Raw genomic sequence first — 24,855 nt, 5'->3', positions numbered from 1 at the left:
TGTAGCCACTTATAAACTTTTTCTCTATGATGCGACAATAATTAATTGTGAATTAGCATACTTGGTTAATGAGACAATGAAGCATCAGTTTAAATTTAATCCTTTAGCGACCGCTATTTTTACGCTCTTATGTAGTGGCTCCATACAATCAAGTTATGCTGAGTCAGCTGATGTTGTCTCCAACATAGACAATAATCAACTTAAGGCGAGTATTAAGGAAGCCTATCCAGGACAGGAATTCTTTCAACAATATTATGTTGATAAATCTGCACCTGAGGCGCAGTTGCGCAATAATAAATATTTGAGTTCGGCATTTTGTCAAGGAACTTGGATTACCCCTATTAATCCTGAAACCAAAGCGTTAGATGCAGATAAAACCACTTCGGTCGTTACGGCTGATTATGGTCATTACAACCCTGCTGGCGACTCGGTGTTAGAAGGAAATGTGGTAATTGATCAAGAAGGTCGTACGGTTCGTGCCGACAAAGTGACTATTGATAAAACTCAAACATTTGCACATGCAAAAGGTCGAGTACAGTTGGCTCAAGGTGGCTTACTCTCTCAAAGTGACGAAATTGATTACAATCTAAAGACTCAGACTGGTAATTTAGACAATAGTTTTTATATTGCCGAACAACAACATGCCCATGGTCATGCTGGAAAAATCGAAAAAACCTCTCCAAATGTGATGGTTCTTAACGATGCAACATATACCACTTGCCCTCCAGGTCAAAAACCTGCATGGAAGATCCAAGCCAATAAAATTGAGCTAAATCAGGAAACAGGTCGCGGTGTTACGCGTGGAACAAAAATCTATGTTAAAGATGTTCCTGTTATAGCCGTTCCGTATTTCAATTTCCCAATTGATGACCGACGAACTACAGGCATCCTTACCCCCCAGTTTGGATTCTCAAACGATGGTGGTGTTGAACTTTCAGTACCGGTTTATTTAAACCTCGCACCTAATTACGATGCAACCGTGACTCCACGTTATTTAGCTGACCGTGGTGCTATGTTCCAAGGTTCATTTAGATATTTAACTGATGGTTTCGGCTCAGGTCAGATATGGGGCGGTATACTTCCATCTGATAAAAAATACGATGATCAAGATCGTAAAAACTTTAACTTCCTTCATAACTGGGATATTAACGATCAGTGGTCAACCAATCTTGAATATCGTTATGCATCGGATAAAGATTATTTTGCTGATTTAGATAACAGCCCAAACTCTAAAACCGATGTAAATTTACGTAGAGCTTGGGAACTTAACTATCAGCACGGTATTCCTGGCTTAAAAGCGCAGCTTAAAGTTGAAGACTTCCAAACACTAGATCCAACAATTTTGGATGCAAATAAACCTTATGCACGTTTACCACAGTTTTTATTAAATTATGTCACTGGTAACCCACAGGGATTACAATACGAATTTAATAACGATACGGCATACTTTAAAAAATCAATTAATGACGGTTCTGCTCAGGAAAGTAGTGGTACGCGTATTTATAACCAGTTCGCAACACGTTATAACTATCGAACACCATCAGCCTTTGTTATTCCTGAAGTTTCTGTACGTTCTGTCCAAACATTCTATGATAAAGATACTCAATTAAATAACCCTGGTGGATCGGAAAATAAATCAGTCGTTGTACCTCAGTTTACTTTGGACAGTGGTTTAACTTTTGAACGCGAAGGTAAATACCTACAAACGATTACCCCTCGTGCATTTTATGCGTATGCGCCTTACAAGAACCAAGACGATTATCCAAACTTCGACTCGACTTCAGCATCGGTTAATTACGATCAACTCTTTAACCCATACCGCTTTTATGGGCATGACCGCCTTGAAGACAACAACTTCTTATCACTAGGTGTAAGTTATAGTCTTTTTGACACGGTAGGCTTAGAACGTTTGCGTGCAAGTGTAGGACAAAGTTATTACTTTGAAGATCGCCGCGTTACTTTAAACGAACAAGATGAGATTGATACAGAACGTAATACTGGTCCTGTCGTAAGCTTAACAAGCCAACTTAGCCAAAACTTTACGATTGCAGCCAATTCTGCATGGATGTCAAATGGTGATAACGCCCAGAGAGACTTCCAAGTTTACTATACAGGCGACAAAGGCAACCTTTACAACTTAGGTTACTTCTATCGTAAAAACATTCCTGGTCGCCAAAATACTTACGACCAAGTTGTTGCATCGTTTATACAACCAATTAAAGACAATTGGCGTATTATGGGCCACGTACAATATGACATCGATAATGATGTTGCCCGTGAAATTTTACTCGGTGTCAACTACGAATCATGCTGTTGGGGTATCTCAGTCTATGGTCGATCTTACTATAACGATCTAGATGATCCGAAAGCTTCAAATGTTAGTGAAAAACGTGCGATCATGGCTGAAATTACCCTCAAAGGTTTAGGCGGTTTAAACAATAAACTTGCATCTTTACTCGAAAATCGCGTGTTAGGTTTTAACAAAATTAATCAATCTTGGACACAACGTTAATGAAGACAAAGCATCTTAAACAGTTTTTTAAAGCAACAACCCTTGCTGTATTAATATCTTCATCAATGCATAGTTTTGCCCAACCCGCGGATGAAGTTGTGGCAATTGTGGACAATAGCGTAATTTTAAAAAGTGATCTTGAACAAGGAATGGCTGAAGCCACCCATGAATTGCAAGCGCAAAAAAAAGAAGTACCACCTCAACAATACCTACAGTTTCAGGTTTTAGATCAACTTATCTTACGTCAAGCTCAACTTGAACAAGTAAAACGTTATGGCATTAAGCCTGATGAGAAAAGTCTAAATGAAGCAGTACTTAAAGTAGCAAATCAATCTGGTAGCAAAAGCTTAGAAGCATTTCAACAAAAGTTAGATGCTATTGCACCAGGTACTTATGAAAATTTACGTAGCCGTATTGGTGAAGATTTAGCAATCAATCGCTTACGTCAACAACAAGTAATGTCTCGCATTAAAATTAGCGATCAAGATGTTGACAATTTCTTAAAGTCACCTCAGGGACAAGCAGCTCTTGGCAATCAAGTACATGTGATTCACATGCGAATTTCTGGGGACAACCCTCAAGAAGTTCAGAGTGTAGCCAAAGAAGTTCGTTCGAAGCTTGCTCAAAGTAATGACTTAAATGCACTCAAAAAGCTTTCAACTACAAGTGCGAAAGTTGAAGGTGCAGATATGGGGTTCCGCCCTCTTTCGGACATTCCAGCTGAGCTTGCTGCGCGCATTACTCCGCTACAAGAAGGTCAAACAACTGATCTAATCTCTGTACGTGATGGTGTACATGTTCTAAAACTTTTAGAACGTAAGCAAAATGAACAAAAAGCTTTAGTAACACAGTATCAAACTCGCCATATTCTTATTCAACCGTCTGAAGTCGTTAGTCCTGAAAATGCGAAACAAATTATTGATAGCATTTACAAGCGATTAAAAGCAGGACAAGATTTTGCTACACTTGCAGCAACCTATTCAAACGATACAGGTTCAGCACGTGATGGCGGTAGTTTAGGCTGGGTTACACCAGGTATGATGGTTCCTGAGTTTGATAAAAAAATGCAGGAAATTCCTGTAGGTCAAATTAGTGAACCTTTCCAAACTCAATTTGGCTGGCATATCCTACAAGTGACAGACAAACGCGAAAAAGATATGACTCATGAATATCAAGAGCGTATGGCACGTCAAATTCTAGGTGAGCGTCAATTCAACACCGAAGTTGATAGCTGGTTACGTGAAGTACGTGCTAATGCCTATGTAGAAATTAAAGATCCTAGCCTCGACAAGAAGAACTTACCAAAGTAAGTTCTTCTCACCGCTATTAAAACCTGTGTTTATCACAGGTTTTTTTATGAATAAAAATCCAGCTAATAAAAAAACCGGTTATTTACATAACCGGTTTCTATAAATCAAACCCTAACGGGAATTATTTATAACGATCAACCATTTTCTCTAAAGAAATTGGGCGGATCTTATCAGCATTACCAGCTGTACCAAAGGCTTCATAACGATCAATACAAATTTGCTTCATTGAATCTACAGTTTTAGCAAAGTATTTACGTGGATCAAATTCAGCTGGGTTTTCAGCCATAAACTGACGAATTGCACCTGTAGATGCTAAACGCAAGTCTGTATCAATGTTGATCTTACGCACACCATGTTTAATTGCTTCTACAAGCTGTTCAACAGGCACACCATAAGTCTCTTTAATATCACCACCGAATTCATTGATTACTTTCAACCATTCTTGTGGTACAGAGCTTGAACCGTGCATAACAAGGTGAGTATTTGGTAATGCCGCATGAATTTCTTTAATACGGTCAATTGCCAAGATATCGCCTGTAGGTGGACGAGTAAACTTGTAAGCACCATGTGAAGTACCTACAGCAATCGCCAAAGCATCTACATTGGTATCAGCAACAAACTGAGTCGCTTCCTCAACAGAAGTAAGAAGTTGTGAGTGATCAAGTACGCCTTCAGCACCAACACCGTCTTCTTCGCCAGCCATACCAGTTTCAAGGCTACCTAAACAGCCAATCTCACCTTCAACAGAAACACCACATGCATGTGCTAAAGCAACAACATTACGAGTTACATCAACGTTGTATTCGTAAGATGTAGGTGTTTTACCATCTGTACCTAATGAACCGTCCATCATCACAGAGCTAAAGCCAAGCTGAATTGAACGCTGACAGATCTCAGGACTTGTACCATGGTCTTGGTGCATTACCACTGGAATGTGCGGCCATTCTTCAATCGCAGCCAAAATAAGATGGCGCAAGAATGGAGCGCCTGCATATTTGCGAGCTCCAGCTGATGCCTGAACAATCACAGGTGAATTGGTTGCATCCGCGGCAAGCATAATTGCACGCATTTGTTCTAAGTTATTTACGTTAAATGCTGGTACGCCGTAGTTATGTTCTGCAGCGTGATCCAAGAGCTGGCGCATTGAAATGAGTGCCATAATATCCTCCCAGGTAGTGCGGCTTATTCTACCTTGTCATTTATTTCAATTCAGCAACAAATCACAGTATTTCAAAAAAAATCCCTGCATTTGCAGGGACTTTTTAACAAAACACAACAAATTAATGAGTTTCTGAAGCAGCCGGCTCGCTAGAAGCGCTACCTTCAACCACATCGGTATTCTTTTCATCTAAAACTGGCTTATCAAGCGAATCAATTGTAGCTTGCTGTTCAGGAGTTACTTTATCAGCAACTGCTGTAGATGCAGCATCTTGCCCTGCATTAGAAGACTCTTCTTTTTTGCCACAAGCAGTCAACATCACTGGAACAATTAACAAAGCAGCTAAGGTAAGTTTTAAATTCATCACTATTTTCCACAATTGGTGATTTAGTGCTCATTATTTTATTTCAAAAATATGACAATTTAATGACTTATCCATGAAAAAAGGGGTTGAACCCAACCCCTTCTTATTTTTGCATATATCTATTATGCACGTTCTAATAAAACTGCAACTGCTGGCAAAGTTTTACCTTCAACAAACTCAAGGAATGCGCCACCACCAGTTGAAATATAGCCAATTTGGTCAGCAACATTATATTTATCGATCGCAGCAAGTGTATCACCACCGCCAGCAATCGAGAATGCATCAGATTCAGCAACAGCAAGAGAAAGTGCTTTAGTACCTTCGCCGAATTGATCAACTTCAAATACACCAACTGGGCCATTCCAAAGAATCGTTTTAGAAGTAGTCAAAATTTTTGCAAAAGCTTTAGCTGTTTCAGGACCAACATCTAAAATCATATCGTTTGATGTTACATCTTCAACTTTCTTAACAACAGCTTCCGCTGCCGCTAAAGAACTCAAGAAATCTTCAAAATTAATTTGAGATGCATCAGCAACAACAACATCTGTAGGAAGCGGAACACTTACTTTAGCAGCAATTTGTTTTGCAGTTTCAACCAAATCAGCTTCGTATAAAGATTTACCAACGTTGTAACCAGCTGCCGCTAAGAAAGTGTTTGCGATACCCCCACCAACAATAAGTTGATCACAAATAGTAGATAATGAGTTTAAAACATCAAGTTTTGTTGAAACTTTAGAACCAGCAACAATAGCAACCATTGGTTTTTCAGGTGTTTGCATTGCACGACCAAGTGCATCTAATTCAGCAGCTAGTAATGGGCCTGCAGCTGCAACAGGAGCAAAACGAGCAACACCTTCTGTAGAAGCTTCCGCACGGTGAGCAGTACCAAATGCATCCATAACAAATACATCACATAGAGCAGCATACTTTTGTGCAAGCTCAGGATTGTTCTTCTTTTCACCCACATTAAAACGAACATTTTCGAGCAAAACCACTTGCCCAGCCTGAACCTCTACACCATCAAGATAGTCAGTGAATAATTTAACTTCTTGGCTTAATGCTTCAGTTAAATATGCTGCAACTGGTGCAAGTGATTGTTCTGGCTTTGGCTCACCTTCAACAGGACGACCTAAATGCGAAAATACCATTACAGCAGCGCCTTTTTCTAAAGCAGCTTTTATTGTTGGAAGTGCTGCACGTAAACGAGCATCGCTGGTAATCACGCCATTTTTAACAGGAACGTTTAAATCTTCACGAATAAGTACACGTTTACCTGCTAAGTTAAGGTCAGTCATACGCTGAAAATTCATGTAAAGCTCTCTTTATGATTTTAAAAACGCGCCAATTTTAAATGATTACATCAAAAAAGGTTAGTTTTTTTGCATAAAAGCTGTAGAAAGCCAAAGTTTTGATTATGATAGAGGTAGTAATCTAATATTTCATCCATTATGTCTATTCATCCAGATCCACAAATCAATCGTTTAAATGTTTTAGGTGAACCTTTAGCAAGCTGTTGTTTTGATCCTATTACTGGTTATTTTCGAAATGGTTTTTGCCATACGGCGGTAACAGATCTTGGGCAACACACTGTATGTGCCCAAATGACTTCAGAGTTTTTAAATTTTTCACAAAAAATTGGAAATGATCTTATCACCCCTCTACCTGAGGCAGGCTTCCCGGGTTTACAGCCTGGCGACTTCTGGTGCATCTGTGTAACTCGCTGGGTTGAAGCTTATCAAGCTGGGCAAGCACCTCCCATCAAACTCCACGCTTGTCATCAAGCAGTATTAAGCTATGTTCCTTTAGATGTGTTAATGGAATTTGCAGTTTGATGAAGCAACCCAAAATTATCTTGGCATCGAGTAGTCAAACGCGTAAGGATTTGATGAATCGTTTAAGACTCGAATATACCTGTATTAGCCCAGATATTGATGAAAGTCCTTGTGGTGAGAGTCATGCCGACGATTTAGCAAAAAGATTAGCATTTGCTAAAGCACAGCTTATAGCTCAACAGAATCCTCAAGCAATTGTAATTGGATCAGATCAGGTTGCATGGCGAGAACATGCACCTCATGATTTTATTGGTAAGCCATTAAACTTTGAAAATGCCAAAGCTCAATTAACGGCCAACTCTGGTAAAACAGTCTTTTTTAGTACAGCTTTAAGTGTCCAGTGCATTGAAAAGGGTTTTGAACACACTCTCATTGATCACTATCAAGTTAAATTCCGCAATCTAACCCAGTTTGAAATCGAAAGATATATCGAGTTAGACAAACCCTTCCATTGTGCGGGAAGTTTTAAGTGTGAAAGTCTAGGTATTAGTCTATTTGAAAAAATGATAGGCCAAGATCAAACCACTTTAATGGGTTTACCCATGATTCAGCTTTGTCAGATTTTAAGACAGCTTGAACTTCAAATTCCTTAATATTTATTAGCTTATTTATAGGTTATCTCCATGACACAACCTTTAACCGTTTTAGGCGGCATTACTGCTGAACAATTCCTAGCAGAATATTGGCAGAAAAAACCATTACTTGTGCGCAATGCTATGCCTGAAATTATTGGCATGTTAGAGCCAAATGATGTAAAAGAACTTGCTGTAGAAGATCATGTCAGTGCTCGTCTTATTCGCCAAAAAGATAAGAACCCAAATGAATGGCATTTAAAATCATCACCGTTAACCAAAGGTGACTTTCAAAAACTACCAAAACTATGGACGCTTTTGGTACAAGCTGTTGATCATTACTCATTTGATTTAGCCGAGTTATGGAAGAAGTTTCCTTTCATTCCACAATGGCGTCGTGATGATATTATGGTTTCTTATGCCCCTAAAGGTGGTTCAGTTGGAAAACATTTTGACTTTTATGACGTGTTCTTAGTTCAAGGCCATGGACACCGTCGTTGGCAACTAGGACAAATGTGTGATGAAACTACTCAATTTGTACCTAATCAACCTTTAAAGCTTTTACCTGAAATCGATGTTCATTTTGACGAAGTTTTGGCTCCTGGAGACCTTCTATATGTTCCACCTGGATTATCTCACTATGGTGTTGCAGAAGATGAGTGTTTAACCTACTCATTTGGTTTTCGCATGCCTAATATTTCAGGCATGATCGATAGAATTAGCGATCAATTTGCTACCGATGAATTACTACAAAACCCAGTTGTAGATATTGCTCGGAAGAATATTTCTCAAGTTGGTGAAATCAATCCAGAAGAATTAGCTTATTTAAGGGATTTGGTTTTAGCTCAGTTGCAAAACTCATCAGTACTTGATGCTGCTATTATGGCTTACATGACTGAGCCTAAATATCCAGACAATATTCCAGAACCTGATGAAATTGAAATTGAAGATTTAAATGCTATTTTGTCAGAACGCTATGAATTATTGCTAGAACCTGCTTCTCGCCTGCTTTATAAAGAACAAAATGGTGTTTTAAAGTTTTGGGGTAATGGAGAAGATTTACCAATTGTGGAATCTTTTGCCACTCAACTTAAAGCTATAGCTGACGGAAAAAGCATTCCTTTTAATAGCGAACTAAGCAGTTCGGATATTTTAGAGAATATTGTTCAATTATTAAATGATTCAATTATCATGCTTCTACCTCCTGCGGAATAATATTAGCTCATCATCACGAAAGGAGAAATTTATAAATTTCTCCTTTTTTCTTTTATAAATACATGTTTAAATATACCATTCTTTAAACCCATGTTTATGGTTATTCGTTTATGGTATAAATCAATCTTGCTAAGTGAAAAAATGATCTATTACAGACTTTGTAAAATATAGAATTTTTTTTAATAAATATAAAATTTATATTTAGAGCATTTGGCTTTATATCTTTTATTGTTTTCAAAAAACGTATTTTTTTCTATCAATAACAATCAATACAATGTAAAATTGCGCGTTCGTGCTTTTTATTTATGCATTCCACCATTTAGGCTAAGAGCAAAATATTTGTGTGAGGCTATCAAAATATGTCAAAAAAAGATGACATCATTACCACTGCTTTAAGACTTTTTAACTCATATAGTTATAATTCTATAGGAGTAGATCGTATCATCAGTGAGTCTGGTGTAGCAAAAATGACATTTTATAAATACTTTCCTTCAAAAGAGAAACTTATTGAAGAGTGTTTATTGTTGAGAAACTCACTTTTGCAAAATTCTCTTACTGCTGCTATTTCCCATGAAGATGAAAACAATCCATTAGCTCGTATTAAAGCAATATTTTTATGGTATTCAAATTGGTTTAATAGTGACGATTTTAATGGGTGTATGTTTCAAAAAGCCCTAGAAGAAGTATTAAAACAGTACCCTTCTACTCACCAGCCTGCAACCTTATATAAAATATGGTTGACCCAGCTAATGCAAGACCTTCTTATTGAACTTAAAATTGAAGAGTCCCGCCCTTTAGCTTTACTTCTAGTCAATATTTTAGAAGGTATGACCATTCAAGCTCAAGTTGAACATGGTTCAGTAAAAATTTATGACTACTGGAAACGTGTGGAGAGATTAATTGAGTTTGAAAAAACTGCACATTAAAAAATAAAGCGTGATATTATTCTTCTTATGTTGTTGAATCTTCTTCTTATTCATCACGCTGCGTCTGAAAGTCATTCTAGTTTAGAGTTAGACTTCTTTTTGGAATAAGATTCCAAACCAGAATATACAGACCTGTCTGTATGTGTTCCATTATATCTTTAAAAAGTAAAAACTCAATCTTTTTTTATCGACTTTTTTGACATAAATCAGAATTAACTATTGATGAGAGTTAAAACAAGGATTGTTTACTTCAACTTTGTTTCATTTATACTTAACAATTACGCTTCTCACACAACGCAACACTTTCGACACAAAACAACTACAAATTCTTGTTTTGCCTTAATAATGCTATATATTTATCAATTACACTTATAAACCTTTTCAACAAAAACAATTGGATTGATTAGTTTTGCTACATTCATTTCTGCAAGATCAATCTATACTATGCCGGCCATATTGATATAGGTATAAAGTATGAAAGATGGACTCCAAATTGAAGAAATGAAAAATGCGGCTGATTCTGTCGTAGGAACATTAAAGTCTTTAGCTAACACTGACCGTTTATTAATTTTATGTCACTTAGCTCATGAGGAGTTGAATGTCTCTCAGATCGAAGACAAAACACAAATTACCCAGCCCACCCTTTCACAACAATTGATGATGTTACGTAAAAGTGATGTTGTTTCAACCCGTCGTGATGGCAAACAAATTTTCTACTCTATAAAGGATGATAAGATGCATTCAATTTTAAATATGCTTTATCAGTTATATTGCATAAAGTAACTGATCTGCACTTATAAAATTATAATAATATTAATGTATTTCCTGAAATATGCGATTTTTCAACTTGGTAGCGGGTGTAGTTGTTCCAGCAAAGAGGATTGAAAATTCGCGTAGTTTTTCTAGTATTCAAATCTACTGAAAACAAAAATAATCTCTTCTATTTCTTTTTACATTTTTTATCTTTAAACACTCATTTGCTAAACAGCCAAGTCTACATAATTGGTTTATTGATTGTAATGTAAGCAAAACATCTTTCTTACCACTTTAATAATATTATTTTAATATTTTAAAAACATATACTTAATATTACCACAGCTTATAAACTCGATTAGTTGCTATAAAAAAGCTTAAGATTCCGATCACTTAAGTATAAAATACTCCGCTTGTTCAACCTTTAGCCACGAATAGGTTAATAAGGCCTTTATATGCTTGAATTCTTTTCTCGATTAAGCTTAGTCACCAAAATTATTATTGCGATTGTTTTAGGGATAGGCGTTGCACTATTATTTCCAAACGTTACACCCTATCTAAGCTTGTTTGGTGAACTGTTCATTAAAGCATTGAAATCAGTTGCTCCTATTTTAGTTTTTGTATTGGTTCTCTCTTCTATTGCCAACTTCCAAGTAGGTCATAGTGCAAATTTACGTCCAGTCTTATTACTTTATGTTGTGGGCATGCTATTAGCTGCTTTTAGTGCGGTAATTGCTAGCTTGTCTTTTCCAAGTACCTTATTTCTCAACACTGTTTCACATAACAACCTACAAGCGCCAGGTAGCCTCGCTGATATATTAAAAAACTTGCTTTTAAGTTTTATTGCAAACCCAGTACAAGCGATTAGCGAAGCAAACTTTATTGGTATTCTTGCATGGGCAATTGGTCTCGGTTTGGCAATGCGCCACAGCTCAGATACCACTAAGCAAGTGATGCATGATGTTTCACATGCAGTGAGCGCGATTATCCATAAAGTGATTGCATTTGCTCCGGTGGGTATTTTTGGTTTAGTGGCAGTAACTTTTGCTGATGCCGGTTTAGCAACGCTTGAGAGCTATGCACAATTATTAGCTGTTCTACTAGGAACAATGCTTTTTGTTGCTCTTGTAGTTAATCCAATTTTAGTAGGTTTAACAATTCGTGGTAATCCATATCCACTCGTTTTTAAATGCTTAAAAGAAAGTGGTATTACGGCATTCTTTACACGTAGTTCAGCAGCTAACATTCCGGTTAACCTCGATTTAGCTGAGCGTTTAGGCGTTAACCCATCTACTGCAAGTGTTTCTATTCCTTTAGGTGCAACTGTTAACATGGCTGGTGCAGCTGTGACCATCACGGTACTTACGTTAGCAACCGTACATACATTAGGAATTCATGTTGATTTAGCAACCATGATTATTTTATCAGTAGTCGCTACAGTTTCAGCATGTGGAGCATCTGGTGTTGCAGGCGGTTCACTACTTTTAATTCCTGTAGCTTGTAGTTTATTTGGTATTTCATCAGAAATTGCAATGCAAGTTGTTGCGGTAGGTATGATTATTAGTGTATTACAAGATTCAACGGAAACGGCTCTTAACTCATCTACTGATGTTTTATTTACAGCCGCAGTTGATATTCGCTCCAAACAAAACTCTTAGAGAACATGCCATTTCAACGTTTACCAAACTGGTTCCAAATTGGTGCCTTCTTACTGGCGATCAATGCTGGAATGATTAATGTATTAGGGCTAATCACCCTTTTACATCAGTCAGTTTCGCATATGACAGGTAATGTCAGTATGCTAGCGATGAGTTTGGTAAACTGGCAATTTGAACACATCATATATTTAGTACTTGTTATACTGTGTTATGTATGTGGATCATTTTATAGCGGCTTTATTTTAGGTAACAGTCATTTTAAATTAGGCCGTCGATATGGCCTTCCTTTAAGCTTAGTTGCTCTCTTTATTTTTCTCTGTTGGCTATTACTCCCTTATTTTCCCAAATATGGATTATTATGGGCTTGTGTCGCCATGGGATTACAAAATGCCATGGTCAGCCATTATAAAGGGACCATTATCAGAACCACTCATTTATCAGGTGTTTTGACAGACCTTGGTCTTGCTCTTGGTTACATGGCACGTGGTTTAAAAGTTGAGAACCGTCGTATAATTTTGCATCTACTTATTTTTTCAGGTTTTCTGTTTGGTGGTATAATTGCTGCTTTAGTTCACCCCTACTTGAAATTGCAAGCATTTTTGCTTCCAGCAATTTTGAGTTTAACTCTCAGTATTTCGTATTGGGTTGTTTATTTTCACAGTTCTTCTTCAAATTCGGATTAAGTCATGGTTAAAAATGCCTTACAAGCTCAGTTACTCAAAGCTGGTTTAGTTGATAATAAAAAAGCGAAAAAGCTAACCAAACAAGCTCAACACGAGCAACGTACAGGCCAAAGTAATGAGGCAGAAATTAAGGCAAATATTGAAAAAGCTCAAAAAGAGAAACTAGCAAAAGATCAAGCTCTAAATTTAGAAAAACAACAACAACTTGAAGAAAAAGCATTGAAAGCTTCAATCATTCAAATGATTAAGCAACACAAAATTACTGATTTTGCTGGCGATGTCGCTTATCAATTTATTGATGAAAATAAAGTTAAAAAAGTCTACCTATCTCAGCAAGTCTATAATGCCCTTGTAACAGGAAGCTTAGTGATTGCTAAAGATCAAGATCAGTACGCTTACCTTCCAAAGGCTTTAGCTGAAAAGATTGATCAAAAGATGCAAGGCTTTATTTTGATTAATAATGCAGAGAAAAACGAACAAACTACCGACGAAGAAGATCCATACGCAGCGTATGTTATTCCAGATGACTTAATGTGGTAATTTTCTCAAGCCTTTATCAATTATGCGATAAAGGCTTATACTTTTTAAATTAATTATTAATATTTTATCAATTATTAAAAAAACTATAAAAATTACATTCAGGTCAAATTCATTCACCACTTCATCTATTATTATCGATATAATGAATAAAACATTTTGTCTTTACCATGCCTTTTAGGCTTTTCCCGATTCCAACTTTATGTCTTGTCTAAATCATGTCAGTTTTAGCCAAAGATATAAAACATAAACTTTAATGTGTTTTCACACATATCCGAAAGATCAATATCTTTGTCGAGCTTGATCTAACTGACTTTATTGCAAAATTAAATTGCGGAATTTTAATAAACTAGCTGATGTATAAAGGTAGTCATTCATGCTGAAGTGGTTTGAAAAACTTGTCGATCCTTATCCAACCAAAGGTCTGGATGAGCCCTTACCAACACGCTTTTTCCCATTTGTTTGGCAAGCTACTGAAGGCGTACGTCCATACTTACTACTTCTTGTTATCTGTACAGCGGGTGCAGCGACATTTGAAGCATTGCTCTTTTCAAAAATTGGACAACTTGTAGACTGGTTAAGTAAAAGTCAACCTGAAAGTTTTTTAAGCCAACATGCTTCAAATATCCTTATTTTAATAAGTGTCTTATTTGCTAATATTTTATTTGTTAATATTCAATCCATTATAAAACATCAGATTTTATATAGCACTTTTCCAATGCGCTTACGTTGGCGCTTTCACAATCTTTTATTAAAACAAAGCCTAGATTTTTTCCATAATGATTTTGCAGGTCGCCTTTCAGCAAAGGTTATGCAAACAGCTTTAGCCATCCGCGAATTCTGGATTATTCTGGGCGATATGTTGGCTTACGTCAGCATTTACTTTATTACTGTTAGTATTGTTCTTGGTGCAATTTCACCGACTTTACTTATTCCACTTATGGTTTGGTTGGGCTTATTTTTATTAAGTGCTTGGTTCTTTATTCCGCGTTTAAGCAAAGTGTCACAACAACAAGCCGATGCACGTGCCGTAATGACTGGCCGCGTAACTGACGCCTATACAAATATTCAAACAGTTAAACTATTTGCCCATGCAGGCCGTGAAAGCCAATACGCAAAAGCCTCAATGAAAGAGTTTATGACAACGGTCTATGCGCAAATGCGTTTAGGTACTCTTTTTGAAGTTAGTATCAATATGCTTTCTGCTGTTTTATTTGTAGGCGTGATTGGTACCGCAGTTTGGTTATGGACTCAAGGTTTAGCGGCTTTAGGTGTTATTGCTGCAACTACAGCCATGATTTTAAAACTTAATAGTATGGCTGAGTTTATGATGTGGCATATGTCCGCGTTATTTGAAAATGTTGGAACCATTCAAGATGGTATGCAAACACTCGGCAAAAAAATCAATATTCAAGACAAACCAGAAGCAAAACCACTTGCAGTAAAACAAGGTGAAATCGTATTTAAAGATGTCACTTTTGCCTACAACAATAAAAATGTTATCGATCACTTTAATTTACATATTAAAGCAGGTGAAAAGATCGGTATTGTTGGGCGCTCAGGTGCAGGTAAGTCTACTCTCATCCAATTACTTTTACACTTCTATCATCTTAAAGAAGGTGCAATTTTAATTGATGGACAAAATATTGAAGATGTTACACAAGATAGTTTGAGAGCGAATATTGCTTTAGTTACTCAAGACACGTCCCTACTACATCGCTCAGTTGCCGAGAACATTAAATATGGTCGTCCAGATGCAACTGATCACGATATGAAAAGTGCTGTTCATAAAGCTAAAGCAGCTGAGTTTATTCCCCAGCTTGTAGACCTAAAGGGTCGTTCTGGTTATGACGCACAAGTTGGTGAACGTGGTGTCAAACTTTCAGGCGGTCAAAGACAACGTATCGCTATTGCACGTGTTTTCCTAAAAGATGCACCAATTTTAATATTAGATGAAGCAACAAGTGCACTAGACTCTGAAGTTGAAGCAGCCATTCAGTCTAGTTTAAATGACCTGATGGTTGATAAAACGGTTATTGCAATTGCTCACCGTTTGTCTACCATTGCTCAAATGGACCGTTTAATAGTTCTTGATGAAGGTAAAATTGCAGAGCAAGGTACGCATGAAGAATTAATTGCCAAAAATGGTATATATGCACAATTATGGAAACGTCAAACTGGTGGCTTTCTTATTGAGCAAAAAGTAGTACAGGGTCAAGATTAATGCTTTATTTAGAAGATTTAAAAGTTGGTGATCGTTTTATTAGTCGTGAATATGAAATTACACTAGATGAAATTAAACAGTTTGCAAGCCAGTATGACCCCCAACCTTTTCATACAAATGAAGAGCTAGCCAAAGAAGACCCTATCTTTAAAGGTATTGCCGCTAGTGGGTGGCATACTTCTGCAATTACGATGCGCTTATGGACAGAGTGTATGCCAATTCATGGCGGACTAGTGGGTTCAGAGTCTAGTCTGCGGTGGCCACGTCCAACACGACCAGGTGATCGTATTCATGTTGAAGCTGAAATTTCCGCCATTACACCATCCAAAACAAAATTGGATCGTGGTATTGTAAGTTACGTTACACAAGCCTTAAATCAACATGGGGATGTTTTACTTATTTCGACGACAAAAATCGTTGTCTTTAAAAAGAATGTTTAATGAATCGTTGATATGATTGTCTAACAGTTTTTATAAACTCAAATTATATTTCATGACAAGATGTGTAAGAAATGCACGTAGAGAATTGATGAGAGCAACGGAACGCATATGAAAATTACCTCAGCTCGTCAAGATCAAGGTATTCCAGGAGTCTATGGCTTATTGCTTTTAGATGTTGTTTCACGTTGGGGATACAACGATGAGACTTTATTTGCTCCTTTTCATCTTACTAGTGAGCAATTGGCCGACCCTGAGTATCGTATTTCAACACCTGTAGCAAATGAACTGGTTAAACATGCCTTAAATCTCACTGGTGAAAGTACATTGGGGTATCATATTGGCACCCAAATGCGCATTTCGATTCATGGATTTATTGGTTACGCAATAATGACAGCAAAGGATATTACAGAAGCGATTGCTCTTGCTGCTCGTTTTATCCAGTTACGCTTACCTTTTCTACAACTCTATTTTTCTACATTTGGTCCCAAAGCCACATTACAGTTGCAATGTGATATTGAATTAGAGCCACTTCGCACCGAAATTGTTTTAGGCTTAACGATTGGCATTATGACGATGGCAAAAGCAATGACAGGTATTGAAGATTTAGCGGGCGATGTCGACTTAGATTTTCCAGAACCAGCAGGCTTTGATAAATATAAGAGCAAACTAAGCAGTACTATTCGGTTTAATCAGCCTCATTTAATTTCTAGTTTTGATAAAAAATATTTAGGTCTTAAATTAATTAATTCAGATCCAATCGCCAGTCAAATTGCTATTAACCAATGTGAGGCTGAACTCTCTGCTTTAGGTGAACGCCGCCGTTTAGCAATGCGTGTACGTGATATTTTAAGTAATTCGGAACAACATTACTTAAGCATAGAAAATGTGGCAGAATACTTACACATGTCAGATCGCACATTAAAGCGACAGTTGGCAGCGGAAGGAACTTCATTTTCAACATTAGTAGATGAAGTCCGCTATCGTCATGCGACTTCTTTACTTTCACGTACAGATTATAGTCTTGAACAAATTGCGGATGAACTAGGTTATTCTGATGTCGCAAATTTCAGCCGAGCATTTAAACGCTGGAGTGGTCGTAGTCCTAGTAACTGGCGCAAAGACCCCTATTTATAATGTTATTAAAATATTGGACACAAGCTTAAGGAGTTGTCATGAATCACCCTTCAGAATTGAAGTATGCACGTACACATGAGTGGGTAAAAGTTGAAGGTGATCTTGTTATTACAGGGATTACCGACCATGCACAAGATGAGCTTGGAGACTTGGTCTATGTTGAAACTCCAGAAGTGGGCAGCCAAGTAACAGCTGGCGAACAAGCTGGAGTAGTTGAATCAGTTAAAACTGCTTCTGACATCCACGCTCCTGTTTCTGGTACAGTAGTAGAAGTAAATACAAACCTTGAAGATGATCCGGATTTTGTAAATGAAGATCCATACGGGAAAGGCTGGATTTATAAAATTAAGCCAGACAACATGGCAGACGTTGAAAAACTTTTAACAAATGAAGAATATGAAGCTGGCTTATAAAATTTAGCATTGCTTTCAATATTCGATAAAAACCAGTTTACTTTTAAACTGGTTTTTTTATATATGTATAAAATAGTTATAAAACTGGATGCGTAGGATCAATAACATGACAAGACTTGTTGTATTTTCTGGTGCAGGTATGAGTGCAGAAAGTGGAATTAGTACTTTTCGTGACAGTAATGGCCTATGGGAAAATTATGATATACAGCAAGTTGCTACTCCGGAAGCTTGGGATAAAGACCCTGCGTTAGTCCAACGGTTTTATAACGAACGCCGTAAAAATATTTTAGAAGCTCAGCCAAATGAAGCTCATCAATATATTGCCAAATTACAAAACCATTTCGATGTACAAGTCATTACACAAAATATTGATGATTTACATGAACGTGCTGGTAGCCAGAATGTGTTGCATCTACATGGTAATATTCGATTAGCGAAAAGCTCTGGACCAAATTCCGAATATACAAATGAATTTTATGAAATTAATGGGTGGAAATTAGATCTAGAACATGACTTTTGTCCAAATGGCTATCCACTTCGCCCTCATGTGGTTTGGTTTGGTGAAGCAGTTCCAGCATTTGAAGAAGCCATAAAGCAAGTGCATGAAGCAGATATTTTCATTGTTATTGGTTCAACCTTAAGTGTTTACCCTGTTGCTGCTTTAGTTCATGAAATTCCTAACTACACTGAAGCCTACTATATAGATCCCCAAGCAGATCATTCTCGTGTTCCATCTCAATATAAACTATTAAATATGACAGCCACAGAAGGTATGAAAGAGCTATTTCATCAATTGACGAGCTAATATTTCTTTCATTTTTATTGCAAATTTCACCTCTAAAGTTGTCTCTTCACATGAAATTGATGCGAAAACACTCAACTCATGTCAAATTTTTTCTTGAGACATATATTGTCATTGCTAATTTTGTAACCAAACATGCTGATCTATTTTCTAAATTTACTATTTTTATAATTTTCTAAACAATAAATGAATTATTTATACTACATAAACTATTGATTAAATTTAGTTTAATTTTAATTGTAATTAAAATTACATTGGTTTACATAAAAATACACAAAACACATCACAAAGATAACAGAGCAAAAAATTTCTTTTGTGGTTGAATCTCAACCTCTTGAAATGCCGTACAAGAAAACAGCGACCTGGATTAGGTTACAATCACGGATTATGGATATAAGGACACACATCCATTATGAGTTATTTTGATCCCACCCTCATCATGTTTATGGTGTACATCGTAGCAATGGTACTTATCGGCTTATTTGCCTACCGTGCTACAAGCGACTTCTCTGATTATATTCTTGGTGGTCGTAGTTTAGGCAGTTTCGTTACTGCATTATCCGCAGGCGCATCAGACATGAGTGGTTGGTTACTCATGGGCTTACCAGGAGCGATTTATCTTTCTGGTTTATCTGAAGCGTGGATTGCAATTGGTCTAATTATCGGTGCTTGGCTTAACTGGTTACTGGTTGCTGGTCGATTACGCGTTCATACTGAAATCCAAAATAATGCACTCACTCTGCCCGACTATTTTACAAGTCGATTTGATGACAAGAAAAAGATTCTTCGTATTTTCTCTGCCGTTATTATCTTGGTTTTCTTCGCAATTTACTGTGCCTCAGGTATGGTAGCTGGCGCTCGTTTATTTGAAAATTTATTTGGTATGTCATATACCACCGCAATCTGGCTAAGCGCTATTGCAACAATCAGTTATGTTTGTATTGGTGGATTTTTGGCAATTAGCTGGACTGATACTTTCCAAGCTGGCTTAATGATTTTTGCCCTTTTGCTCACCCCAATCGTAACTTACCTTGCAATTGGCGACACAACTCAGTTCGTAACGCTTATTGAAACTGCTCGCCCACATGCATTTAACATTGTTTCAGATTTAAGTGTGGTGGCCGTTTTATCTTCAATGGCTTGGGGTTTAGGCTATTTTGGCCAACCGCATATTCTTGTACGCTTCATGGCTGCTGACTCTGTAAAATCAATTCCTGCTGCTCGTCGTATTGGCATGACTTGGATGATTTTATGTTTAGTTGGTGCAGTCGGTGCCGGTTTCTTTGGTATTGCGTATTTCCAGCAACATCCTGAGCTTGCAGGTGTTGTAAGTAAAAACCCTGAAACTGTATTTATGGAATTGACTAAAATTTTATTCAATCCATGGATTGTCGGTATCATTCTAGCTGCTATTTTAGCTGCGGTTATGAGTACATTAAGCTGTCAACTGTTGGTATGTTCAAGTGCGCTAACTGAAGATTTGTACAAAGGCTTCATCCGTAAAAATGCTTCTCAAAAAGAGCTTGTATGGGTTGGCCGTATCATGGTACTTGCAATTGCTGTTCTGGCAATTGTGCTCGCTGGTAATCCTGACAGTAAAGTTCTTGGTCTTGTTGCTTATGCGTGGGCTGGTTTTGGTGCCGCATTTGGACCACTCATCATCTTGTCATTGTTCTGGAAACGTATGACTTTAGAAGGTGCTTTAGCAGGTATGATCGTAGGTGCAGTTGTTGTAATTGGTTGGAAAAATCTTTTCGCAAGCACTGGTGTTTACGAAATTATTCCTGGCTTTATCTGTGCATTTATCAGCATCATCGTAGTGAGCTTGATTAGCAAAACTCCAAATACTGATGTAACTGATCGCTTCGAACAAGCTGATAAACTCTATAAAGAAAGTGTATAAAAATGAATAAAATAAAAAGGGGCTCTGGCCCCTTTTTATTTATTTTTAGTTTTGATTTTAATTTTTGAACTATCTTTTACAACTTGCATCACAGGGTAGCTACGCGTTTCTTTCACACCTGGTAATTGCCATAGTACCTGTCCAGCAATACGTCTAAACTCTTCCATACTGCCACTTCGTAATTTAATTAAAAAATCAAATCCGCCACTAACCATATGGCATTCAACGATCTCTGGATAATGCACTACTGCGTCAATAAACTCATCTAAAACATTGGGTGTTGTTTTATCGAGTAACACTTCAACAAAAACCAAAAAATTTGCATTTAACTTAACTGGATTTAATTTAGCTTCATAACCCAAGATAAATTCATCCTTCGTCAGCTTCTGCACCCGGGCCATAACCGCAGTTGGAGATAGGTTTACAAGTTCAGCCAATCTACTGTTAGAAATACGCCCATCTGTTTGAAGAATATCCAAAATTTTTAAATCTGTACGATCAAGGCTTAATAAGGGGCCATTCATCTGAATTTTCCTCTAAAAAATGGGCAAAATATAGTGAGTTATTCGGTGTTTCTTCTGTAATGATAAATTATCTAAACCTCTCTACTCAAGATGAGTTTACGAGAGCTGGTTGGCGGAAATAGATATGAACACAATGGATACTTTTCATCAAATGGATAAATCTCACCAAGGCTATATCACCGAATTCAACGATAAAAGTGAGTTTGAACAACGCATTAATACAGCTTGGCGTCGTGCCGAACCTGAAGCTGTAGAAGAGCTATTACAAGCTGCTGCGGTATCTGATGATTTAGATCATAAAATTTATGACCTTGCATTTAACCTTGCCCATAATTTACGTGAACGTAAGACCTCTTCGGGTAAAGCGGGTATTGTTCAAGGGTTATTACAAGAATTCTCTCTGTCTTCACAAGAAGGCGTGGCTTTGATGTGTCTTGCTGAAGCTTTGCTTCGTATACCAGACACAGCAACACGTGATTTGCTCATTCGCGATAAAATCAACCAAGGTAACTGGAAAGAACACGTTGGCCAAAGTAGCTTAATGTTTGTAAATGCTGCAGCATGGGGCCTCATGTTAACCGGTAAGCTTATGGAGACACCTAAGCAGACCAGTCTTTCAAGTGTACTTACTGGCCTTTTAGCCCGTAGTGGTCGTGGCATTATTCGTAAAGCAGTTGATGTAGCAATGCGTATGATGGGTGAACAGTTTGTAACTGGTGAAACCATCGAAGAAGCTGTCGACCACGCAAAAGTACTTGAAGATAAAGGTTTCCGCTATTCTTATGACATGTTAGGTGAAGCTGCCTTAACCGAACATGATGCTGAACGCTACTTTAACGATTACACACAAGCCATTCATGCAATTGGTAAAGCGTCTAATGGTAAAGGCGTTTATGATGGCCCTGGTATCTCAATTAAGCTTTCTGCTTTACATCCACGTTACCAACGTGCGCAAATTGAACGTGTTCATAAAGAACTCTACGGCAAAGTATTTGAGCTCGCTCGTTTAGCTAAACAGTACAACATTGGTTTAAATATCGATGCAGAAGAATCTGAACGTTTAGAAATTTCTCTTGAGTTACTTGAGCGTCTTTGTTTTGAGCCAGAACTTGAGAACTGGAAAGGTATTGGCTTCGTTATTCAAGCTTACCAAAAACGCTGTTTCTTCGTAGTTGATTATATTATTGATCTTGCTAAACGCAGCCAAAAGCGTCTCATGATTCGCCTTGTAAAAGGTGCATATTGGGATAGCGAAATCAAGAAAGCTCAAATCGAAGGTATGGATGACTACCCTGTCTTCACTCGTAAAGTACATACAGATTTATCTTATATTGCTTGTGCTAAAAAATTACTTGCTGCCCCTGAGTTCATCTATCCACAATTTGCAACTCATAATGCTCAAACATTGGCAACGATTTATCATTTAGCTGATCCAAGCAAATATTATGCTGGTCAATATGAGTTCCAATGCTTACACGGTATGGGTGAACCACTTTATGAACAAGTTGTGGGTCCTCGTGAGCAAAATAAATTAGGCGTACCATGCCGTATTTATGCTCCGGTTGGTAACCATGAAACTTTGTTAGCTTATTTAGTTCGTCGTTTACTCGAAAATGGTGCAAACACTTCATTTGTTAACCGTATTGCCGATAAAACACTTAAAGTTGAAGATCTCATTCAATCTCCAATTTATGATATTCGTCATGCAGCTAAGCTTGAAGGTTCAGTTGGTTTAAAACATCCATCAATTCCACTACCTTTAGATATGTACGGAACACTTCGTAAAAACTCTAAAGGTTATGATTTAGCAAACGATACTCCACTCGCTGCTTTAGACAGCACAGCTCAAGAATTACGTAATCGTATTTGGCAAAGTCATCCATTATTGGCAAATAACGAGTCGTTAGAGCAAAGTCACTCTGTTGCAATTACAAACCCAGCACAAAATGATGAAATTGTTGGTTATGTGCAAGAAGCTGATCTTAAGCATGTTGAAATTGCGCTTAATGCAGCTGAACAAGCTCAATCAGAATGGTCAAATACGCCTAAAGAACAGCGTGCTCAACACTTAAAACGTGCAGCTGACCTAATGGAAAGTCGTATTCAAGAATTGATGGTTTTGCTTTGCCGTGAAAGCGGTAAAACCTATGCTAATGCGATTGCAGAAGTTCGTGAAGCTGTAGATTTCCTACGTTACTACGCCACTCAAGTTGAGAATCTTCCTGCAAATACAGCTATTCAGCCTTTAGGTACTGTACTTTGTATTAGCCCGTGGAACTTCCCTCTTGCAATTTTCTCTGGCCAAATTGCTGCAGCATTAGTGAGTGGTAACTGTGTTATTGCTAAACCTGCTGAACAAACCCCATTAATCGCAGCTCAAGCAGTTCAGATTTTATGGGAAGCCGGTATTCCACATGGTGCTGTACAGCTACTCCCTGGCCGCGGTGAAACAGTAGGTGCTCAGCTTAGCCAAGATCGACGCATTGATGGCATCATGTTTACTGGCTCAACTGAAGTTGCAAAAATTTTGCAGAAAACAGTTTCAAAACGTTTGGCTGCTAATGGTCAATCTATTCCTCTCATTGCAGAGACTGGTGGTCAGAATGCAATGATTGTGGACTCATCTGCTTTAACGGAACAAGTTGTACTTGATGTTGTAAGTTCTGCATTTGATAGCGCAGGTCAACGTTGCTCTGCTTTGCGTATTTTATGTGTACAAGAAGATAGTGCTGCAACCGTTATTAAAATGCTTAAAGGTGCAATGCAACAGTTAATTGTTGGTAACCCTGCTATTTTAAAAACGGATATTGGTCCTGTTATTGATGAAGAAGCAAAACAGACAATTGATCAACATATCCAAAAAATGAAGTCTAAGGGTTATCCAGTTCATCAATTGATGTTTGGTGCAACTAACCAAAATGAATTGAGCAAAGGAACTTTTGTTGTACCGACAGCAATTGAGTTACCTAACCTCGATGACTTACAACGCGAAGTTTTCGGTCCTGTTTTACATATCATTACCTATAAGTATGGTGAGCTTGAACAACTTATTTCACGTATTAATGCCAAAGGTTATGGTTTAACAATGGGTCTGCATACTCGTATTGATGAAATCATCCAAACCGTTATTCAACATGCTGAAGTTGGTAACCTTTATATCAACCGTAATATTGTTGGTGCTGTTGTTGGTGTTCAACCATTTGGTGGTGAAGGTTTATCTGGTACTGGTCCGAAAGCTGGTGGTCCGCTTTATATGTATCGCTTAATGCAAAATTGTTCAAATAAAGTATTGGCAACACCATTTGCTATGAAAAATGAACAAACTGCATATGAAGGCTTTAACCGAGAGGTTTATCAGAGCTTACAAAACTGGGCGAAACAGCATTTACCTCAAGCAAATCGTGATATTGAACCATTTGGTGTAGGCAAGTTTTATGAGTTACAAGGCCCTACTGGGGAAAGTAACCAATATATTATTTTGCCACGTCACCGTGTGCTTTCAATTGCTGACACTGAAGAAAATCAATTGCATCAATTGCTCGCAATTTTTGCAGTGGGTAGCCAAGCTGCTGTAATGCCAAATAGTCCATTGTTGGCAAAACACAAACAAACGTTGCCAAAAGATGTACTTGATGCAATTACTACAGTTAAAAACATTACATCAGATAATTTTGATGCTGTTTTACATCATGGCAACCGTGAGGAAGTTCTTTCATTACAGCAAGAAATTGCTAGCCGCTCTGGCGCAATTGTTGGCATTACACATGTTGAATCAAATGAATCGATTCCACTTGAACGTTTAGTAATTGAACGCGCAATTAGTGTGAATACAGCCGCTGCTGGTGGTAATGCAAGCTTAATGACTATGTCTGACTAACGCATAATTTATTTAAA

General features: G+C 37.6%; 21 protein-coding genes. 17 read left to right on the top strand and 4 right to left on the bottom strand.

The annotated features are described in order from the left end of the window. The first annotated feature begins 76 nt into the window (after positions 1 to 76). Positions 77 to 2,512 (top strand): LPS-assembly protein LptD, encoded by a 2,436-nt coding sequence (locus tag MSG95_RS02400; RefSeq protein ID WP_077165491.1) that lies wholly within the window; start codon positions 77 to 79, stop codon positions 2,510 to 2,512. After that, positions 2,512 to 3,822 carry a peptidylprolyl isomerase gene (locus tag MSG95_RS02395; RefSeq protein WP_019458981.1) on the top strand — a complete coding sequence of 437 codons (1,311 nt, stop codon included), beginning with the start codon at positions 2,512 to 2,514 and terminating at the stop codon, positions 3,820 to 3,822. Before MSG95_RS02400 ends, MSG95_RS02395 begins: the two co-directional genes overlap by 1 nt. Before the next feature lie 121 nt (positions 3,823 to 3,943). Here the strand turns inward: MSG95_RS02395 and fba are convergent, their stop codons facing one another. From fba to MSG95_RS02380, 3 genes are all read right to left on the bottom strand, one after another. Continuing rightward, positions 3,944 to 4,981 carry a class II fructose-bisphosphate aldolase gene (gene fba, locus MSG95_RS02390; RefSeq protein ID WP_004702014.1) on the bottom strand — a complete coding sequence of 346 codons (1,038 nt, stop codon included), beginning with the start codon at positions 4,979 to 4,981 and terminating at the stop codon, positions 3,944 to 3,946. 121 nt (positions 4,982 to 5,102) lie between these two features. Continuing rightward, positions 5,103 to 5,345 carry a hypothetical protein gene (locus tag MSG95_RS02385; protein ID WP_039251422.1) on the bottom strand — a complete coding sequence of 81 codons (243 nt, stop codon included), beginning with the start codon at positions 5,343 to 5,345 and terminating at the stop codon, positions 5,103 to 5,105. A 122-nt stretch (positions 5,346 to 5,467) separates the two neighbouring features. After that, the gene (locus tag MSG95_RS02380) at positions 5,468 to 6,655 is read right to left on the bottom strand and encodes a phosphoglycerate kinase (protein WP_077165444.1); all 1,188 of its coding nucleotides are present in this window, start codon (positions 6,653 to 6,655) and stop codon (positions 5,468 to 5,470) included. Between the two features lie 138 nt (positions 6,656 to 6,793). Between MSG95_RS02380 and MSG95_RS02375 the strand changes: the two genes are divergently transcribed. The 14 genes from MSG95_RS02375 to putP all read left to right on the top strand — a co-directional run bounded on the left by MSG95_RS02375 (position 6,794) and on the right by putP (position 20,437). Next, positions 6,794 to 7,177 carry a DUF2237 family protein gene (locus MSG95_RS02375; RefSeq protein ID WP_004702019.1) on the top strand — a complete coding sequence of 128 codons (384 nt, stop codon included), beginning with the start codon at positions 6,794 to 6,796 and terminating at the stop codon, positions 7,175 to 7,177. After that, positions 7,177 to 7,770: a Maf family protein gene (locus tag MSG95_RS02370; protein WP_039251424.1), complete on the top strand. Its 594-nt coding sequence runs from the start codon at positions 7,177 to 7,179 to the stop codon at positions 7,768 to 7,770. The genes MSG95_RS02375 and MSG95_RS02370 overlap by 1 nt, the downstream gene beginning before the upstream one ends. Before the next feature lie 30 nt (positions 7,771 to 7,800). Next, a complete protein-coding gene (locus MSG95_RS02365) occupies positions 7,801 to 8,964 on the top strand; it encodes a cupin domain-containing protein (RefSeq protein WP_077165443.1) in 1,164 nt (387 codons plus the stop codon). Between the two features lie 359 nt (positions 8,965 to 9,323). After that, the gene (locus MSG95_RS02360; protein ID WP_004702025.1) at positions 9,324 to 9,890 is read left to right on the top strand and encodes a TetR/AcrR family transcriptional regulator; all 567 of its coding nucleotides are present in this window, start codon (positions 9,324 to 9,326) and stop codon (positions 9,888 to 9,890) included. A gap of 474 nt (positions 9,891 to 10,364) precedes the next feature. After that, positions 10,365 to 10,673 (top strand): ArsR/SmtB family transcription factor, encoded by a 309-nt coding sequence (locus MSG95_RS02355; RefSeq protein ID WP_004702027.1) that lies wholly within the window; start codon positions 10,365 to 10,367, stop codon positions 10,671 to 10,673. Between the two features lie 425 nt (positions 10,674 to 11,098). Then, complete coding sequence (gene sstT / locus MSG95_RS02350; RefSeq protein ID WP_019458975.1) at positions 11,099 to 12,301, top strand: serine/threonine transporter SstT; 1,203 nt, start codon at positions 11,099 to 11,101, stop codon at positions 12,299 to 12,301. A gap of 5 nt (positions 12,302 to 12,306) precedes the next feature. Further along, positions 12,307 to 12,984 carry a YoaK family protein gene (locus tag MSG95_RS02345; RefSeq protein ID WP_077164029.1) on the top strand — a complete coding sequence of 226 codons (678 nt, stop codon included), beginning with the start codon at positions 12,307 to 12,309 and terminating at the stop codon, positions 12,982 to 12,984. A gap of 3 nt (positions 12,985 to 12,987) precedes the next feature. Further along, positions 12,988 to 13,524 carry a DUF2058 domain-containing protein gene (locus tag MSG95_RS02340; protein ID WP_004702033.1) on the top strand — a complete coding sequence of 179 codons (537 nt, stop codon included), beginning with the start codon at positions 12,988 to 12,990 and terminating at the stop codon, positions 13,522 to 13,524. A 373-nt stretch (positions 13,525 to 13,897) separates the two neighbouring features. After that, the gene (locus MSG95_RS02335; protein WP_077165442.1) at positions 13,898 to 15,745 is read left to right on the top strand and encodes an ABC transporter ATP-binding protein; all 1,848 of its coding nucleotides are present in this window, start codon (positions 13,898 to 13,900) and stop codon (positions 15,743 to 15,745) included. Next, the gene (locus MSG95_RS02330) at positions 15,745 to 16,185 is read left to right on the top strand and encodes a MaoC family dehydratase (RefSeq protein WP_019458972.1); all 441 of its coding nucleotides are present in this window, start codon (positions 15,745 to 15,747) and stop codon (positions 16,183 to 16,185) included. The genes MSG95_RS02335 and MSG95_RS02330 overlap by 1 nt, the downstream gene beginning before the upstream one ends. 108 nt (positions 16,186 to 16,293) lie before the next feature. Further along, positions 16,294 to 17,319, top strand: coding sequence for an AraC family transcriptional regulator (locus MSG95_RS02325; RefSeq protein WP_000705529.1), 1,026 nt, complete (start codon positions 16,294 to 16,296; stop codon positions 17,317 to 17,319). Between the two features lie 38 nt (positions 17,320 to 17,357). Further along, positions 17,358 to 17,732 carry a glycine cleavage system protein GcvH gene (gene gcvH / locus MSG95_RS02320; RefSeq protein ID WP_004709154.1) on the top strand — a complete coding sequence of 125 codons (375 nt, stop codon included), beginning with the start codon at positions 17,358 to 17,360 and terminating at the stop codon, positions 17,730 to 17,732. A 97-nt stretch (positions 17,733 to 17,829) separates the two neighbouring features. After that, on the top strand, positions 17,830 to 18,537 hold the full coding sequence (locus tag MSG95_RS02315) for an SIR2 family NAD-dependent protein deacylase (RefSeq protein ID WP_077165489.1): 708 nt from the start codon (positions 17,830 to 17,832) through the stop codon (positions 18,535 to 18,537). Positions 18,538 to 18,946: 409 nt separating this feature from the next. After that, positions 18,947 to 20,437, top strand: a complete 1,491-nt coding sequence (putP, locus tag MSG95_RS02310; RefSeq protein ID WP_004709158.1) for a sodium/proline symporter PutP — start codon at positions 18,947 to 18,949, stop codon at positions 20,435 to 20,437. Positions 20,438 to 20,472: 35 nt separating this feature from the next. On the opposite strand, the gene MSG95_RS02305 is transcribed toward putP, so the two are convergent. Further along, positions 20,473 to 20,961 (bottom strand): Lrp/AsnC ligand binding domain-containing protein, encoded by a 489-nt coding sequence (locus tag MSG95_RS02305; RefSeq protein WP_001014235.1) that lies wholly within the window; start codon positions 20,959 to 20,961, stop codon positions 20,473 to 20,475. A gap of 124 nt (positions 20,962 to 21,085) precedes the next feature. On the opposite strand from MSG95_RS02305, the gene putA reads away from it, so the two are divergent. After that, a complete protein-coding gene (gene putA, locus MSG95_RS02300) occupies positions 21,086 to 24,838 on the top strand; it encodes a trifunctional transcriptional regulator/proline dehydrogenase/L-glutamate gamma-semialdehyde dehydrogenase (protein ID WP_213033559.1) in 3,753 nt (1,250 codons plus the stop codon). Positions 24,839 to 24,855 lie beyond the last annotated feature (17 nt).

It is taken from the genome of Acinetobacter sp. IK23 (assembly GCF_035615275.1).
Classification (GTDB): domain Bacteria; phylum Pseudomonadota; class Gammaproteobacteria; order Pseudomonadales; family Moraxellaceae; genus Acinetobacter; species Acinetobacter seifertii.
The sequence above is the reverse complement of the archived record's forward strand: the minus strand, read 5'-3'. Positions and strand labels throughout refer to the sequence as shown.

What these genes read in the sequence shown, in the direction of transcription:
- fba (WP_004702014.1), bottom strand. Translation starts at nt 4,981, where the DNA reads ATGGCACTCATTTCAATGCGCCAGCTCTTGGATCACGCTGCAGAACAT.
- MSG95_RS02385 (WP_039251422.1), bottom strand. Translation starts at nt 5,345, where the DNA reads ATGAATTTAAAACTTACCTTAGCTGCTTTGTTAATTGTTCCAGTGATG.
- MSG95_RS02340 (WP_004702033.1), top strand. Translation starts at nt 12,988, where the DNA reads ATGGTTAAAAATGCCTTACAAGCTCAGTTACTCAAAGCTGGTTTAGTT.
- MSG95_RS02375 (WP_004702019.1), top strand. Translation starts at nt 6,794, where the DNA reads ATGTCTATTCATCCAGATCCACAAATCAATCGTTTAAATGTTTTAGGT.
- MSG95_RS02370 (WP_039251424.1), top strand. Translation starts at nt 7,177, where the DNA reads ATGAAGCAACCCAAAATTATCTTGGCATCGAGTAGTCAAACGCGTAAG.
- MSG95_RS02400 (WP_077165491.1), top strand. Translation starts at nt 77, where the DNA reads ATGAAGCATCAGTTTAAATTTAATCCTTTAGCGACCGCTATTTTTACG.
- MSG95_RS02330 (WP_019458972.1), top strand. Translation starts at nt 15,745, where the DNA reads ATGCTTTATTTAGAAGATTTAAAAGTTGGTGATCGTTTTATTAGTCGT.
- MSG95_RS02345 (WP_077164029.1), top strand. Translation starts at nt 12,307, where the DNA reads ATGCCATTTCAACGTTTACCAAACTGGTTCCAAATTGGTGCCTTCTTA.
- putA (WP_213033559.1), top strand. Translation starts at nt 21,086, where the DNA reads ATGAACACAATGGATACTTTTCATCAAATGGATAAATCTCACCAAGGC.
- MSG95_RS02380 (WP_077165444.1), bottom strand. Translation starts at nt 6,655, where the DNA reads ATGAATTTTCAGCGTATGACTGACCTTAACTTAGCAGGTAAACGTGTA.
- gcvH (WP_004709154.1), top strand. Translation starts at nt 17,358, where the DNA reads ATGAATCACCCTTCAGAATTGAAGTATGCACGTACACATGAGTGGGTA.
- MSG95_RS02335 (WP_077165442.1), top strand. Translation starts at nt 13,898, where the DNA reads ATGCTGAAGTGGTTTGAAAAACTTGTCGATCCTTATCCAACCAAAGGT.
- MSG95_RS02355 (WP_004702027.1), top strand. Translation starts at nt 10,365, where the DNA reads ATGAAAGATGGACTCCAAATTGAAGAAATGAAAAATGCGGCTGATTCT.
- MSG95_RS02325 (WP_000705529.1), top strand. Translation starts at nt 16,294, where the DNA reads ATGAAAATTACCTCAGCTCGTCAAGATCAAGGTATTCCAGGAGTCTAT.
- MSG95_RS02360 (WP_004702025.1), top strand. Translation starts at nt 9,324, where the DNA reads ATGTCAAAAAAAGATGACATCATTACCACTGCTTTAAGACTTTTTAAC.
- sstT (WP_019458975.1), top strand. Translation starts at nt 11,099, where the DNA reads ATGCTTGAATTCTTTTCTCGATTAAGCTTAGTCACCAAAATTATTATT.
- putP (WP_004709158.1), top strand. Translation starts at nt 18,947, where the DNA reads ATGAGTTATTTTGATCCCACCCTCATCATGTTTATGGTGTACATCGTA.
- MSG95_RS02365 (WP_077165443.1), top strand. Translation starts at nt 7,801, where the DNA reads ATGACACAACCTTTAACCGTTTTAGGCGGCATTACTGCTGAACAATTC.
- MSG95_RS02305 (WP_001014235.1), bottom strand. Translation starts at nt 20,961, where the DNA reads ATGAATGGCCCCTTATTAAGCCTTGATCGTACAGATTTAAAAATTTTG.
- MSG95_RS02395 (WP_019458981.1), top strand. Translation starts at nt 2,512, where the DNA reads ATGAAGACAAAGCATCTTAAACAGTTTTTTAAAGCAACAACCCTTGCT.